13 protein-coding genes are annotated in these 14,633 nt (G+C 70.3%); 8 read left to right on the top strand and 5 right to left on the bottom strand.

Going from position 1 to position 14,633, the window contains the following annotated elements; translation table 11 throughout:
• Nucleotides 1-6 precede the first annotated feature (6 nt).
• Both AC6JA9_RS09920 and AC6JA9_RS09925 read right to left on the bottom strand, forming a co-directional pair.
• Entirely contained in the window at nt 7-1,683 is a 1,677-nt protein-coding gene (locus tag AC6JA9_RS09920) for a long-chain fatty acid--CoA ligase (RefSeq protein ID WP_141332991.1), read from the bottom strand.
• Between the two features lie 146 nt (nt 1,684-1,829).
• Nucleotides 1,830-2,474 carry a helix-turn-helix transcriptional regulator gene (locus AC6JA9_RS09925; RefSeq protein ID WP_141332990.1) on the bottom strand — a complete coding sequence of 215 codons (645 nt, stop codon included), beginning with the start codon at nt 2,472-2,474 and terminating at the stop codon, nt 1,830-1,832.
• A gap of 53 nt (nt 2,475-2,527) precedes the next feature.
• Between AC6JA9_RS09925 and AC6JA9_RS09930 the strand changes: the two genes are divergently transcribed.
• From AC6JA9_RS09930 to AC6JA9_RS09950, 5 genes are all read left to right on the top strand, one after another.
• Nucleotides 2,528-4,966 (top strand): DNA polymerase domain-containing protein, encoded by a 2,439-nt coding sequence (locus AC6JA9_RS09930; protein ID WP_497959562.1) that lies wholly within the window; start codon nt 2,528-2,530, stop codon nt 4,964-4,966.
• Nucleotides 4,967-5,106: 140 nt separating this feature from the next.
• Nucleotides 5,107-5,727 (top strand): trimeric intracellular cation channel family protein, encoded by a 621-nt coding sequence (locus AC6JA9_RS09935; RefSeq protein ID WP_141327543.1) that lies wholly within the window; start codon nt 5,107-5,109, stop codon nt 5,725-5,727.
• A 63-nt stretch (nt 5,728-5,790) separates the two neighbouring features.
• Entirely contained in the window at nt 5,791-6,285 is a 495-nt protein-coding gene (locus AC6JA9_RS09940) for a nuclear transport factor 2 family protein (protein ID WP_141327542.1), read from the top strand.
• Nucleotides 6,286-6,331: 46 nt separating this feature from the next.
• Nucleotides 6,332-6,733 carry a tetratricopeptide repeat protein gene (locus AC6JA9_RS09945; protein ID WP_497959563.1) on the top strand — a complete coding sequence of 134 codons (402 nt, stop codon included), beginning with the start codon at nt 6,332-6,334 and terminating at the stop codon, nt 6,731-6,733.
• A gap of 171 nt (nt 6,734-6,904) precedes the next feature.
• The gene (locus AC6JA9_RS09950) at nt 6,905-8,602 is read left to right on the top strand and encodes a dihydroxyacetone kinase family protein (protein WP_497959564.1); all 1,698 of its coding nucleotides are present in this window, start codon (nt 6,905-6,907) and stop codon (nt 8,600-8,602) included.
• Here AC6JA9_RS09950 and AC6JA9_RS09955 read toward each other — a convergent pair.
• On the bottom strand, nt 8,592-9,611 hold the full coding sequence (locus tag AC6JA9_RS09955; RefSeq protein ID WP_497959565.1) for a hypothetical protein: 1,020 nt from the start codon (nt 9,609-9,611) through the stop codon (nt 8,592-8,594). The genes AC6JA9_RS09950 and AC6JA9_RS09955 overlap by 11 nt on opposite strands.
• Before the next feature lie 135 nt (nt 9,612-9,746).
• On the opposite strand from AC6JA9_RS09955, the gene AC6JA9_RS09960 reads away from it, so the two are divergent.
• The 3 genes from AC6JA9_RS09960 (at nt 9,747) to AC6JA9_RS09970 (ending at nt 13,559) form a co-directional block, all read left to right on the top strand.
• On the top strand, nt 9,747-10,355 hold the full coding sequence (locus AC6JA9_RS09960; RefSeq protein ID WP_497959566.1) for a hypothetical protein: 609 nt from the start codon (nt 9,747-9,749) through the stop codon (nt 10,353-10,355).
• A 180-nt stretch (nt 10,356-10,535) separates the two neighbouring features.
• Nucleotides 10,536-12,611, top strand: a complete 2,076-nt coding sequence (locus tag AC6JA9_RS09965; protein ID WP_497959567.1) for an endo-1,3-alpha-glucanase family glycosylhydrolase — start codon at nt 10,536-10,538, stop codon at nt 12,609-12,611.
• A 39-nt stretch (nt 12,612-12,650) separates the two neighbouring features.
• Nucleotides 12,651-13,559: a WG repeat-containing protein gene (locus AC6JA9_RS09970; RefSeq protein WP_141327537.1), complete on the top strand. Its 909-nt coding sequence runs from the start codon at nt 12,651-12,653 to the stop codon at nt 13,557-13,559.
• A gap of 127 nt (nt 13,560-13,686) precedes the next feature.
• On the opposite strand, the gene AC6JA9_RS09975 is transcribed toward AC6JA9_RS09970, so the two are convergent.
• Both AC6JA9_RS09975 and AC6JA9_RS09980 read right to left on the bottom strand, forming a co-directional pair.
• A complete protein-coding gene (locus tag AC6JA9_RS09975; RefSeq protein ID WP_497959568.1) occupies nt 13,687-13,842 on the bottom strand; it encodes a hypothetical protein in 156 nt (51 codons plus the stop codon).
• 77 nt (nt 13,843-13,919) lie between these two features.
• A complete protein-coding gene (locus AC6JA9_RS09980) occupies nt 13,920-14,567 on the bottom strand; it encodes a hypothetical protein (RefSeq protein ID WP_141327536.1) in 648 nt (215 codons plus the stop codon).
• Nucleotides 14,568-14,633: the final 66 nt, after the last annotated feature.

Here is a 14,633-nt window from a genome sequence, read left to right on the forward strand (position 1 = left end):
CCTGAATCAGGCGACCTTCTTCTCGCGCAGCTCGCGGCGGAGGATCTTGCCGACGTTCGTCTTCGGCAGCTCCGTGCGGAACTCGATGGACTTGGGCCGCTTGTAGCCGGTGAGCTGCTCGCGGCAGAAGTCCATGATCTGCGCCTCGGTGAGCGACGGGTCCTTCTTCACGATGAAGAGCTTCACCACCTCGCCCGAGTGCTCGTCCGGGATGCCCACCGCGGCCACCTCCAGCACGCCGGGGTGCATGGCCACCACACCCTCGACCTCGTTGGGGTACACGTTGAAGCCGGACACGAGAATCATGTCCTTCTTGCGGTCGACGATGCGGGTGTGGCCGCGCTCATCCATGATGCCGATGTCGCCGGAGCGGAAGAAGCCGTCCGGGAACATCACCTTCGCCGTCTCGTCCGGACGGTTCCAGTAGCCCGCCATCACCTGCGGACCGCGGATGCAGATTTCGCCCGACTCGCCCATCGGGACGTCCTTGCCGTCCTCGTCGCGGATGGCGATCTCCGTGCCCGGCACGGGCAGGCCGATGGTGCCCGAGTACTCGGTGGCGACGGGCGTGTTGCTCGTGGCGACCGGGGACGTCTCCGACAGGCCGTAGCCCTCGATGAGCGGCACGCGCGTGAGCGCGAACCACTTGTCCGCCACCGCCTTCTGCACCGCCATGCCGCCACCGTTGGAGACCATCAGGTGGGAGAAGTCCAGCTTGGCGAAGTCGGGGTGGTTGACCAGCGCGTTGTAGAGCGTGTTGACGGCGGGCAGGATGTGGAAGGGCTGCTCCGACAGCGTCTTGATGAACGCCGGGATGTCGCGCGGGTTGGGGATGAGGATGTTCATCGCGCCCATGCGGATGCCCATCAGCCCGCACACGGTGAGCGCGAAGATGTGATACATCGGCAGCGCGCAGACGATGTTCACCTGGTCGATGTTGCGCCCCTTCTGCGCCGGCGCCAGCCACGCCTCCACCTGCAGCAGGTTGGCGATGACGTTGCGGTGCAGCAGCATCGCGCCCTTCGACACGCCCGTCGTTCCGCCCGTGTACTGCAGGAAGGCGATGTCGTCGCGCGTCGTGGTGGCCGGCGTCAGCGTGCGCGAGCCCCCCTCCGACAGCACCTGCTTGAAGCTGACCGCCCGCGGCAGCTCGTACGCGGGCACCATCTTCTTGACCTTGCGCACCACGAAGTTGACCAGCGTGCCCTTCAGGCCGCCGAGCAAATCACCCATCGTCGCGACCACGACGTGGCGCACCGGCGTCTTGTCCAGCACCTGCTGCAGCGTGGTGGCGAAGTTCTCCAGGATGAAGATGGCCTGGGCTCCGCTGTCCTTGAGCTGGTACTCCAGCTCGCGCGGCGTGTAGAGCGGGTTGACGTTCACCACGATGTAGCCCGCGCGCAGGATGGCGGCGATACACACCGGATACTGCAACACGTTGGGCATCATGATGGCGATGGTCGCCCCACGCTCCAGCCCGCGCGACTGCAGCCACGCGCCGACCCGGCGCGACAGCGCGTCCAGCTCACGGTACGTGATGATCTTGCCCATGCATTTGAAGGCCGGCCGGTCCGCGTACTTCGTGAAAGCCTCCTCCAGCAGGTGCGTCAGCGTCGGGTACTGACGGTCATCGATCTCCGCCGGAACTCCAGGCGGGTAGTGCTTCAACCAGGGCTTCTCCATCGGCTCGCCTCCAAGGCGCGTGTCGTGGGGTTGGGTTGGGGGACGCGGATGGTATCCCGATTGCGCTCCTGTTCGACCCTTCACGTCACCGATGTTCGTTGTCTGCCTTTGATGCGGTGCGGCATGGTCGTTGGCGCGCGGGGAATTCAGGGCTCGAAGGCGCGCAGCACCTCGGCGTGGACGATGCGGTCCAACCGGAAGGGGCGCCGCGCGCCGCTCTGCATGTCCTGGGTATCCAGGCGTGTCTCGTGTCGGTCCATCACGACGGAGAGGATGCGCACCTCGCGCGTGGTCTCCAGGAAGTTGCCGTCCACGTACGTCAGGCGCAGCGGCTGCTGCTCGAACCAGGCGCGCTCGATGGCCGCTCGGACGGCGGGCTTGCTCGGCAGCGACGGCACGCCCAGGAAGCTCAGCTCCTTGAGCCGGTCGAGCAGCTCGCGCTGCGCGGACGTGGAGAGCGCGGCGCGCACCTTGTCCAACGCCGACTCGAGCGTGCCCGCGAAGGGCATCAGCCGCATGTCGATGGCGAAGCGTCCCAGCGCCACCAGCAGCGCCGCCTCGCGCGCGGTGAAGTTCACCGGCGGCAGGCTGTAGCTGCGGTCCAACGCGTAGCCGCCGCCCCGTCCCCGCTCCGCCGCCACCGGCATTGACGCGGCGCGCAACGTGTCGAGGTCGCGGTAGATGGTGCGGATGGTGACGCCGAAGCGCTCGGCGAGCGTCTCGGCGGTGACGCCGGTGCGGCGGCCCCGGAGGTACTCGGCGAGTGCGAAGAGTCGCTCGGTGCGTTGCATGGCGTGGGTTTCCTGACATACCGCTGACACCCGGGAGCGGCAAGGTGTGGGGCATGATGGCGGGCATGGTGGAGGACGAATGGCTGTGGGGCTGGGACGCGACGCCGGGCATCGTCTCGGTGTGGGCGGAGCCCGACGGCCGCGCCTTCGTGTGGCGCAGGCTCCCGGAGTCGGGGGCGCTGGTGCGCGAGGACGTGCGCTTCCGGCCGTGGCTGGTGCTGTCGAACCTGGAGGACCTGGAGCACCTGGGGCCGCGGCTGCGACCGGAGCGTGAGGGGCCCGCGCCGCGTCGGGTGACGTACCAGGAGCTGTCGGGGCCGGGGGCGCTGCGCTTCCTGATTCGCGCGGAGGACGGGCGCGCGCTCGCATCGGACGTGTTGCAGGGCGCGTCGCGGCGGCTGGGGCGGCCGTTCGCGAACCTGCGGGACCTGAGCGCGGAGACGGTGCTGTCGCTGCCGCCGGAGGAGCAGTACCTCACGGCGTCCGGGCGGACGTACTTCCGGGGGCTCTCCTTCGAGTCGCTGCACCGGCTCCAGTTCGACTTGGAGACGACGGGGCTGGACCCGGGCAGGGACCGCATCTTCCTCATCGCGATGCGGGGGCCGCGCGGGGACACGGACGTGCTGGAGGCGCACGGGGACGGTGACGCGGCGGAGGCGGACCTGCTGCGCCGGTTCGTCGAGCGGGTGCGCCAGTGGGACCCGGACGTCATCGAGAACCACAACCTGCATGGGTTCGACCTGCCCTTCGTCGCGCGGCGCGCGCGGCGGCTGGATGTGCCGCTGGCGTTGGGGCGCGCGGGCTCACCGGGCCTGCGGCACCGTCCGTCCGCGCGGGGCTCGGCGTTGGGGCGGGGGGCGGAGCGCAACGCGGATTCGATGCGGCGCGCGCGGTACACGGTGCCGGGGCGCGAGTTCATCGACACGTTGGACGCGGTGCTGCGGCACGACTTCTCGGCGCGGGATTTGCCGGGGCATGGGCTCAAGGTGGTGGCGCGGCACTTCGGCATCGCGGGCCCGGCGCGTGAGTACATCCCCGGGGCGCGGGTGCACGAGGTCTTCAAGACGGACCCGGAGCGGGTGCGGCGCTACGCGCGGGACGACGTGGCGGAGGCGGAGGGCGTGGCGCGGCTGTTGGGCGGGGCGGCGTTCGCCCTGGCGCGCATGGCGCCGCGCCGGTACGAGCGCCTGGCGGACGCGGGGCCGGCCACGGGGGTGCTGGACCCGTTGCTGGTGCGGGCGTACCTGCGCTCGGGGGCGGCGATTCCGGCGCACGAGGGCGGGGATGGCACGGCGCACAGCGGGGCGGCGCTGCACCTGTTCGCCACGGGGGTGGCGCGGCGGGTGGTGAAGGCGGACGTGGCCAGCCTGTATCCGTCGTTGATGCGCGAGTACCGCATCGGGCCGAAGCGGGACAGGTTGGGGGCGTTGTTGTCGGTGGTGGACCGGCTGGTGGACCAGCGGCTGGCGGCGAAGAAGCGGGCCCGGGCGGCGCCCGCGGGCTCCACGGAGCGGCACGAGAACGACGCGCTGTCGTCGGCGATGAAGATCATCGTCAACTCGGCCTATGGGTACATGGGCGCGGTGGGGTTGACGCGCTTCTCGGACGTGCACGCGGCGAACGAGGTGACGCGGCGCGGGCGCGCGGTGCTGGCGCTCCTGTGTCGGGAGCTCGCGCGGCGGGGCGTGACGTTGTTGGAGGCGGACACGGACGGCGTGTACTTCGCGGTGCCGGAGGACTGGCGCGAGGAGGACGAGCGGCGGGTGGTGGCGGAGGTGGCCGCGCTGTTGCCTCGCCGGGTGCAGCTGGAGTTCGACGGGCGCTATGCGGCGATGTTGTCGCACGAACCGAAGAACTACGCGCTGCAGTCGCATGACGGGACGCTCCACCTCAAGGGTGTGGCCTTCCGCTCCAGCCGCGCGGAGCCGTTCGGCGAGGCGTTCCTGCGCAAGGCCTTGCGGTGTCTGTTGGCGGGAGACGTGGCGGGCGTGCGGGACGTGTACGTGGACACGGTGATGGCGCTGCGCAGGCGGCGGGTGCCGACGACGGAGGTGGCGGCGCACGTGCGGCTGACGAAGGACTCCGCGCAGTACGCGGCGGTGCGTGAGCGCAGGCGCGAGCTGGCGTACGAGGCGATGCTCACCGCGGGCAGGACGTCGTGGGCGGCGGGTGAGCGCGTGCGCATCTACCGCGCGGTGGGCGGGCGCGCGGGCCTGCTGCCCGAGCCGGAGCCGGATGACGTGGAGGAGGTGTCCGCGCAGGGCGCCGAGGACCCGCGGGACTACGACGTCGAGTACTACGTGCGGCTCTTGAAGGACACCTTCGCCGCGCGCCTGGAGCGGGGCCTGACGCCGCTGGACTTCTCCACCGTGTTCGACGACCCGGGGCAGCCCTCGCTCTTCACGCCGTCACTCGTGGACTCGCGTCCCATCCTCACGGTGGTGCAGGCGCCGCCGGAGGACGAGACGCAACAGGAGTCGCTCGGCGGCTGACAGCCCGCGGTGCCGTGCTGTTCAGAAGATGTCCTCCGTCACCCGTGTCGCGTTGAATCGATGCGGGCGCTGCGTCAGACCAGGAGCTCCAGGGGGATGGGATGCGGCCAGCATCGATGGAGAGGTCGCCCACGCGTGGGATGTCGCGTGCGCTGCTGACAGCGGGAGACCTCGCGGGCACCTTCGTCTTCGCCGTCGAGGGAGGGCTGACGGCGGCGCGCGCGGGCCTGGACGTGCTCGGCATCCTGGTGCTCGCCTTCGCCACCGCGCTGGGCGGAGGCATGGTGCGGGACGTGCTGCTCGGCGCGGTGCCGCCGCTGGCCCTCCAGGATTGGCGCTACGCGACGACGGCCTTCGGCGGCGGCGCGCTGGTGATGCTGCTGAGCGGCCCTTTGGGACACGTGCCCGTGACGCCGCTGCTCATCCTGGATGCGGCGGGGCTCGCGCTCTTCACGGTGACGGGCGCGGGCAAGGCCCTCTCGCTGAAGGCTACTGCGCTGGCGGCCATGCTCCTGGGCGCCATCACCGGCGCGGGCGGGGGGACGATTCGGGACGTGCTGCTCGCGCGCGTCCCCCTGGTGCTGCGCGCGGATGTCTACGCGGTGGCGGCGCTGTCGGGCGCGGGCGCGTTGCTCCTGGCGCGCAGGCTGGGCGCCTCCGCCGTGCTCGCCGCGAGCGTGGGCGCGGCCGTCTGTTTCGGATTGAGGACGCTCGCCATCCTGCTCCACTGGAAGCTTCCGGGAATCCTCCCTCCGCCCTGAGCCGCTTGTTGGCAATTCAGCGTGTATTCCCAGGCTGACGGGCTGAGCCTAGAGTTCCCGTCCATGCGCGAAAAAGACACGCAGTATGTATTGGATTGGATTGCCATCCAGGAGCTGGTGGCGGAGTACGGGCAGGCCATCGACTTCGGCAAGGACACCGGGGATTGGAGTCGGTGGGCGAACGTCTTCACGCCCCAGCTCACCGCGGACTACAGCCGCTTCATGGGCGGCGAGCCCATCCACATCACCCGCGAGCAGGCCGCCGAGTACGGCCGGGTGGCGGTGAGCGCCTTCAGCCGCGTCCAGCACGCCACTGCGACGACCCTCCGCATCCACTTCAAGAACGAGACGCAGGCCCAGGTGATGGCCTACGCGGAGGTGGCCCACTACTTCACGCTCGGCGGCGTGCAGCAGGAGTGGACCATCGTCGCGCGCTACACACATGACGTGGTGAAGACGGCCGAGGGCTGGCGCATCGAAAAGGTGCTCCTGGACCCCGTCCACTACCGGGGCAACCCCCTGGGCCTGGAGTTCGTCCAGGGCAAGAGACTGGCGTGAGCGACACCTCCGGGTGTCTGCGCTCGCACCTGGGAGGAATCGCATCATGGGTGCTGAACATCCCCTGCGCATCGCATCCGAGCTCGCGCGAGCGGGCAGGATTGACGAGGCCATCTCGTGCCTGGAAGCCGCGTTGGAGCGCGCCCGCTCCATGGCGGAGCGCCCCGCCAACACCTCGCTCCTGGCGAGGACGGCGGGGCTGCTCTGTGAGGAGGCTGGACGGCTCCCACAGGCAGCGCGCTACTACGAAGAGGCCCTTGCCGTTGCGGCGGAGCGCGAGCCGCTCCTGTTGCTTGCCCTGGCGGAGGTGCATCGGCGCTCGGGGCAGGTCGCCGGAGCCCAGGTCTGCCTGGACGAGGCCGAGGCACTGGCTCGCGGCTCCGCGGAGGTCGACGTCGCGTTGAGGGTTGCCCAGCTCGGCGAAGCGTGGGCGCGCGATGAGCGTTGAGAGAGCGAGTGGCCCCGGTCGAAGCAGCGCCTCGCCGGAAGTGAGACCGTCGCGACGTGCCCGCTGACGGACGATTCCGGTCCGTCGCCCGCGGGTCCCCGGCACCCGCGCGCCACGCGCGTGGTTTACTCCCGCCTCTGGACAGCACAGGTCGCCAAGGAGCGGGAACCGGTGAAGAAGCTCGTCAATGAGCCCAAGGCCGTCGTGAGGCAGATGCTGGAGGGATTCGTCGCGCTCGCTCCAGGACAGGTGTTGCTCGATGACGAGACGGTGGTCATCCGGAGCGACACGCCCGAGGACCCTCGACAGCGCAAGGTGTCCGTCATCTCCGGCGGCGGAAGTGGCCATGAGCCCGCTCACGCCGGCTACGTGGGCGCGGGCATGCTGGACGCGGCCGTGGCCGGTGACGTGTTCACCTCGCCCAGCACCGACGCCGTGCTCACCGCCATCCGCGCGGTGTCCGGCCCCGCGGGCTCGTTGCTCGTGGTGAAGAACTACACCGGAGACCGGCTCAACTTCGGCCTCGCCGCGGAGCTGGCCCGCGCCGAGGGCATTCCCGTGGAGGTCGTGGTGGTGGCCGATGATGTCGCCCTGCGCGACACCGTGGAGCCCTCGCGCCGTCGCGGCATCGCCGGCACCGTGCTCGTGCACAAGGTCGCGGGCGCCGCGGCCGCCGCCGGACTTCCTCTGTCGGACGTGCTCCGTGAGGCCCAGGCCGCATCGGCGGAGCTGGGCACCATGGGCGTTGCGCTCGGGCCCTGCACCGTGCCCGCGGCGGGGCGCCCCGGCTTCACCCTCGGCGACGAGGAGATCGAACTGGGCCTGGGCATCCACGGTGAGCAGGGCGTTCTGCGCGCTGAGCTCCAGTCCGCGGACGCGCTGGTGGAGACGCTGCTCGCCGCCATCGTCGAGGACCGCCGTCTGACCTCGGGCGCGCGAGTGGCGTTGCTCGTCAATGGACTCGGTGGCACGCCGCCGATGGAGCTCGCCATCGTCACGCGCCGCGCGCTGGCCGTCCTGCGCGAACGAGGCCTTCGCGTCGAGCGGGCCTGGAGCGGGACGTTCCTCTCCGCGCTGGAGATGCCCGGCTGCTCGTTGTCTCTGTTGAAGGTCGACGACAACCTGCTGACCCGGCTGGACGCGAAGACGTCCGCGCCCGCATGGGGCGGGGAAGGGCGGCTCGCTCCGGAGCGTGCGCCCAGGCCCGTCACCGCCGCGCCCTCCGTGTCCTCAGCCCCCGCCGCGAAGCCAGCGGGGATGGAGAAGGTCCACGCGGCGGCGCTCGCGGTGGCGTCCGCTTTCGAGGCGAGCGAGTCGCGCCTGACGGAGCTCGACAGCGCGGCGGGAGATGGCGACCTGGGCATCAGCCTGTCGCGCGGCGCCGCGGCCATCCGCGCGCTCCCCGAGTCCTCGTGGACGAGTCCCTCGCGAGCCCTCACCTCCATCGGTGAGGCCCTGCGCCGCGCCATCGGCGGAAGCTCCGGGCCGTTCTATGCCACGGCGCTGCTGCGCGCCGCGCGCCGCTTGTCGGAAGGGCCCGTGGATGCGCCGGCCTGGGCGGAGGCGTTCGTCCTCGCCGTCGACGCCGTGGCGAACCTCGGCGGCGCCAGGCCCGGAGACCGCACCATGCTGGACGCGCTCCGTCCCGCGGCGGACACCTTCGCCCAGGCGCTGAAGGCGGGACAGGCACCCGCCGAGGCCTGGGCCGCGTGCGTGCGCGAGGCGGAGCAGGGCGCCGACGCCACCTCGCGCATGCAGCCCCGCCTGGGCCGCGCCAGCTACCTGGGGAGCCGCGCGCTCGGTGTCCCGGATGCGGGCGCCGCCGCCGTCGTCGTCTGGGTGAAGGCGCTCACGCCCTTCATCGGATGAGCGGAGGCGTGCTGCCCTTCGACGGCGGCACCGCCGACAGGCTGTTCGCGGCCGGACGCGAGGTGGCCGAGACCCGCTTCGGGGGCCGCCACCCGAGCGACACCCGCAGGTAGGGCGCCGGGCCCGTGGACTGGAGCATCCCCAGCTCCACCCGGTCCCGGTTCCTGTCGAGCAGCGCGTAGTCGTTCAGGAAGTCGAGCCCCAGCGAAGTGCTCAACCACAGGCTGCTGCCACCCAATCGCGTGTTCACCGTGGGGCCCGCGCGCAGCGCCGTCTCCCGCACGTAGCGGGCCGCCAGGGCCTGGCTGCCCTCGGGCAGGCGCGTGCGGAACACCTGCTGGTCGAACATGGCGCTGAGTCCCAGCTCCAGGCCGTCGCCCACCTTGAGCATCGCGGTGAGCCGGGGCAGGCCCAGCTCCAGGATGTACGCGCCCTTGCGATAGGTGAAGGCCACCATGGGGATGACGGGCGTGGCGTCGAACGGGTAGAGGGCGACGAGACCGAAGGTGAGCCGCACGTCCGGGTCTCCGCCCATCAGGTAGTTCGCCATGGCGAAGCCCGCCCACGACGTATCCAGCCCCACGTCGAACGAGCTCTTGAAGTCGGTGCGCGGATTCGCGGACACGCCCGAGATGAGCATCCACCGGGGCGCCAGCGGACGAATCACCGTGAGCCCCAGGCTGAAGCGATGGAAGCGCCGGCTCAGGTCCTCCTCGGACACGTCCGCGAGCGGGCCGCGTCGCTCGAGCCCCATGAAGCGCGTCTCGTACCCGAACGAGGGCACCAGCACCGTCTTCCCCAGGAAGAGGGGAGGAAGCGGCAGGCGCAAATCCAGCTGATGTCGTTCCTCCAGGCGCCCGCCCTGCGAGCCGATGCGAGTCCCCCGCGCGACGGTGATGCCGACATAGGCCCGGTCCTCCGTCGTCTGCGCCGAACCCGCACCCGCGAAGACGAGCACGCAGGCGAGCAGCACCTGTTGGAGGGGCGCCCAGCGCACAGCCCTGGTCACTGACACATGGACCTCACCACGGTTTTCCCGGCCGAGCCCCCACTATACAAGGAGTCGGCGCTCCCACGTCCGTCCAGGGAGTCCGCCGAAGACATTGTCCTCGTCACCCGGGCCGCGGACTTCTACCCTGGGGCCATGAAGCTCTTCGATACGTTGCTGCAGGAAGTCTCGTTGCACGACAAGGCTGGCTCGGCCCCCAAGCGGGCGGCGCTCAAGGCGAAGCTGACACCCACCGACACCGTCGAGCAGGTGGCGGGCGACCTGCGCATCGGCGAGGGCGAGGACCGGCGCGTGGGCGGCGGCCTCGTGGTGAAGGGCAACCTGGTGCTCGAGGACCAGGGGCGGCTGCTCGTCGCGGGCGACCTGGTCGTCGAAGGCAGCATCATCCACGAGGGCTTCGACTACTCGCTGCTCTTCGTCGGCGGCGCGCTCCAGGCGGGCAACCTGCTCGTGCACGGCGAGGTCGTCGTCCTCGGCGCCTTCAAGGTCCAGGGCGTCGCGTGGACGTACTACAGCGACTACTCGACCTACGCCGACACGCTGACGGCCCGGCTCGTCGTGGCGGATGACCGCGAGGACGCCATCGGCAAGGTGAGCGCGGAGCACCACCTCGTCGGTCACTCGAGCGAAATCGGTCCCAAGCTGAGCAAGCTGCTCCAGAAGGGTCTCGTCGATGCGGAGGGCGAGTGGTCCTACACCACGCTCGCCAAGAAGCTGCTGAAGAAGGGAGCGCTGCTGGCGTGAGGCGGGGACCGCGCCCGGTGCGCTGTCGATAAACCAGGAAACCTCCGGATTGTTCGCGCCATCCGGAGGGTGCGTGTGTCCGAGGAGCAACCCCCCACTCTTCGTCCTCCAAGGCGATGAGCCCTCCGAGGTCCAATCCATATGCACACACCCTGGGCTTTCCCCCGGGCACGGCTCGCCGTGTCCTTGCTGGTGCCGTTGCTCTCGTGGTCCTGCGCGGGTGGTGCACCGGAGGAGCAGGACGTCTCCTCGGGCGACACGCCGCGGGGCGAGGCGCCCTCTGCGCCGGGGGAGGCGAGTCCGCTCGGCACGGCCGCCGAGGCGCTGGAGACGGTGCTCGTCGCGTCGGGCGCGACGTGGCGCTACCTGGACACGGGCGTGGACCTGGGCACGGGCTGGACGGCGCCGGGCTACGCGGATGGCGCGTGGGCCTCGGGCGCGTCACCGCTGGGCTACGCGGAGACGGACCTGTCCACGACGGTCTCCTTCGGGAGCAACACGGCGAGCAAGCACATCACCACGTACTTCCGGCGCGCCTTCACGGTGACGGACGCGGCGTCGGTGCGCGAGCTGCGCCTGCGCTTGCAGCGCGACGACGGCGCCATCGTCTACCTGAATGGTGTGGAGGTGCTCCGCAGCAACCTGCCTTCGGGCACGGTGGGCTATCGCACGCTGGCGCCCGCCACCATCTCCCTGCCCGTGGAGGAGCAGACGTGGCACGAGCAGCCCCTCGACACGGCGGCGCTGCGCACGGGCACGAACGTGCTCGCGGTGGAGCTGCACCAGTCCGCGGCCAACACGTCGGATGCGCGCTTCGACCTGGATCTGAGCGCGACGGTGGCACCCGCGCCCTCGCCCATCTCGCAGTGCTACCCGTTCGACATGCCCGCGACGAGCGTGCTGCGCGCGGCGCCGAAGAAGGTCTTCGGCTTCTATTACCCCATCTTTCCCATCTCCATCGACAACAAGGCCCCCGCCGAGGACCACTGGACCAGCTGGCTGACGCCCGAGGCGCGCGGCGGGGAGTACGCGAACATCGGCGGGCTGATGCGTGACCGGCCGCTGCCGCGAGCGCCCTGGGCCGACAGCGCGTGGCGCCAGCGCGACTTCGAGGTGGAGGTGCGCCGTGCCATCGCCGCCGGCATGGACGGTTTCCTCTACGAGCACCCATACCGCGTCTCGTCCGACACGCGGAACAACCAGCTGACCACGATGCTCGCCGCCGCGGCGGCCGTGGACCCGGAGTTCCGCATCGTCCTCAGCCCCGACTTCCCCACCGAGGCCACGGGCACCACGGACGGCCTGGTGTCGATGATTGCCTCCGTCGCCAACCACCCCTCCGTGCACAGGCTCGACGGCGCTGTCGTGCTGGCCAGCTTCAACCCGGAGCGCAAGTCGGTGGCCTGGTGGACGGAGGTGAAGACGCGGCTCGCGTCCCAGGGCATCCAGGTCACCTACTGGCCGCTGCTCTCGTACACGGGAGACGTGACGAAGTACGCGGAGTGGAACAACCTGGTGACGGGCTTCTCCACCTGGGGTGAGCGCACCGCGCAGTCCGGGGAGGCGATGCGCCGCTGGAGCGTGGAGTCGCACCGGCGCGGCAAGCGGTGGATGTCTCCCGTCGCGTTCGAGGACGTGCGCCACAAGCTCACCGACAGCGAGAACAGCAGCCGCGTGTACTGGGAGGCGCAGAACAGCCTGGCATTCCGCACGCAGTTCGAGAAGGCGATGGAGGGCGACGCGGACTGGGTGACGCTGCTGACGCTGACGGACTACGGCGAGTCGTGGATGACGGCGTCGCGGGAGCGCGGCTACGTCATCATGGATTGGATTGCGTACTACACCACCTGGTTCAAGACGGGGCAGCGGCCCACCATCGTCCGCGACACGCTCTACTACACGCACCGCCGGCACCGCACCGACGCGCCGTTCGATGCCACGAAGCAGACCGCGCGCGCCATGAAGCTGCGCGGTGGCGTGGCCGCATCCAACCAGGTGGAGCTGCTCGCGTTCCTCAAGGAGCCGGGCCGGCTGGTCATCACGCAAGGCACGGACGTGCGCACGCTGGACGTGACGAGCGCCGGCGTGACGGCCTTCCATGCGCCGCTCGTTCCCGGCACCACGCCCGTGTTCGAGCTCCAGCGCAACGGTGTCACGGTGCAGCGGCTCCAGAGCACCACACCCGTCGTCGCGCAAACCGTTTACCAAGACTTCATGTATCACGCGGGTGGTGGACGCTCCTGCGCGAGGCCTTGAGCGTGGACGGACGCGGGCCCGGTGTCTAGGGTCCGCGTCATGTCCGCCACGCGCTACGGCTTCATCGACACGAAGGGGGAGCTGGTCATCCCCAGTCCCCACGGTACGCCCTTCAGTTTCAATGAAGGGATGGCGCGCATGCCCGTGGGCGGCGGTTGGGCCTTCATCGATGTGAAGGGCGAGACGAAGTTGACGGTGAAGCGCGCCTTCATGGGCTTCAGCGACGGGATGGCGCTGACGGACGAGGGCTTCATCGACCCGAGCGGGAAGCTCGTGCTGCCGGTGGTGTTCAAGGCGAACTTCACGAAGTACGTCATCGCGGGGGCCACGTACGTGAACGTGGGGCGCTTCGATTCGGGGCTCGCGCCGGTGATGCGCTCCGGGGCGAAGGCCTCGGATGGCTACATCAACCCCCAGGGCGAGGTGGTGCTGGACGGCTTCGGTGGCGGACTGGCCCGGGCCTTCTCCAAGGGCAGGGCACTGGTTGGCCTCAAGAAGCCACCCAAGGGCGAGACGTCGCGCCTCATCGACCCGACAGGGACGTGCCTTGCGACCTATTCGTTCGAGTCGATGGGCTCCACGTTCATGGACGGTCTCGTGGTGGTGGTGCAGGGCACGAAGCTCGGCTTCGTGAACGAGGCGGGCGAGTGGGGGCTGGCGCCTGAAATCCCGTCGTGGGACGGCGCCCTGTCCGAGTGCTGGTTCAGCGAGGGGCTGGCCCGGATGAAGGTGAAGGGGCGCTACGGCTTCATCGACAAGAAGGGGGCCCAGGTTATCGAGCCCCGCTTCGAGGCGGTGAACGGCGGGTTCTCGGAAGGCCTGGCCGCCGTGAAGGTGGGCGGCCTGTTCGGCTACATCCACCCGGACGGGAGCTGGGCGCTGACGCCCCGCTTCGCGTCGGCCCAGCCCTTCACCCATGGACGGGCCGTCGTGCTGAACGCCGGGTGAGCGCTTGCGCGAGCCGAACTCCGGGAACGACAGCTTGCGCGGCGTGGCCACGGGGTACCAGCCGCCCGCCGGCGGACCGAGTCCCAGGAAGGTGCCCTGCAGGCCCCAGCCCCAGAGGTCGCCTGCTTCATCGAGCGCCACCGCGCAGCGGCTGCCACCCGCGGCCCAGGGGGGCGAGCGCCACGCTCTGGAATCCGCCGCCCGCCACGTCCTTGAAGCGCAGTTCCCGGGGCCGCGCGATGTCTACCGGCGGGACCAGGTTGTACGGGTTGGAGTGCCCCACGCGGAGCTGCCCGCGCGGTTGGAGCCGAGTGGGCTCGATTGCTGGAGGGAAAGGAAGCCAGGTTCCGTGGCGGCCCATCAGTCGAGGTAGACGCCGTCCGGATAGAGGTCCTCGGGCGCGGTGTCGCGGACGTCCCGCACGTAGGCCTCGAGCCAGTCGAGGAAGTGGTCGAACACGGGCCCGGGCTTCTGGCCTGTCGTCTCCCACACGAAGCGGCCGGAGTCCTGGAGGCAGGCCCAGGCCAGCGCGTCCATGCGGTTGAGCACGAGCACGGGGGCCTTCAGTCCGCCGCCGTTCGTGGCGATGCACCACTGGACCTCCCGAGGCAGTCGATGGGCGGCGGCGAAGGGGATGAGGTGCGCCGTGGTGATGGGGTGTTGGTCTCGGGTGACGCCCGCGGGGATGCGCACCAGGGACAGCGACGCCAGCACCTCATCGGGTGAGTACACGCGGAAGTCCGCGGGCAGGGCCGTCCACACGGCTTCCTCGCCGTCCTCGGCGCGGAGCACCTCGACGCGGGCGAACCCGCACAGTCGCCAGAAGTCGAGCAGCCCGGAGGGGAGGGGCGCTCCCGTGGAGGCGCTGGTTCCCAGCAACTCGGGCAGCAGGGCCAGGTCCTCCTCGGGGACGGGCGGCCCCAGGACGAGCCTTCCTCCGAAGCCCTTCGCCCATGCTTCGACATCCGCCAGCAGCCTCTGGTAGTGGACTTGTGTCTCTTCACCCATGCGCGAGCTTGTACTTCATGGGCGGGCGCCGCGTGGATGTGAACGTCGATGTGACTTTGTGTACGG

The sequence above is a fragment of the Myxococcus sp. MH1 genome (assembly GCF_059738865.1).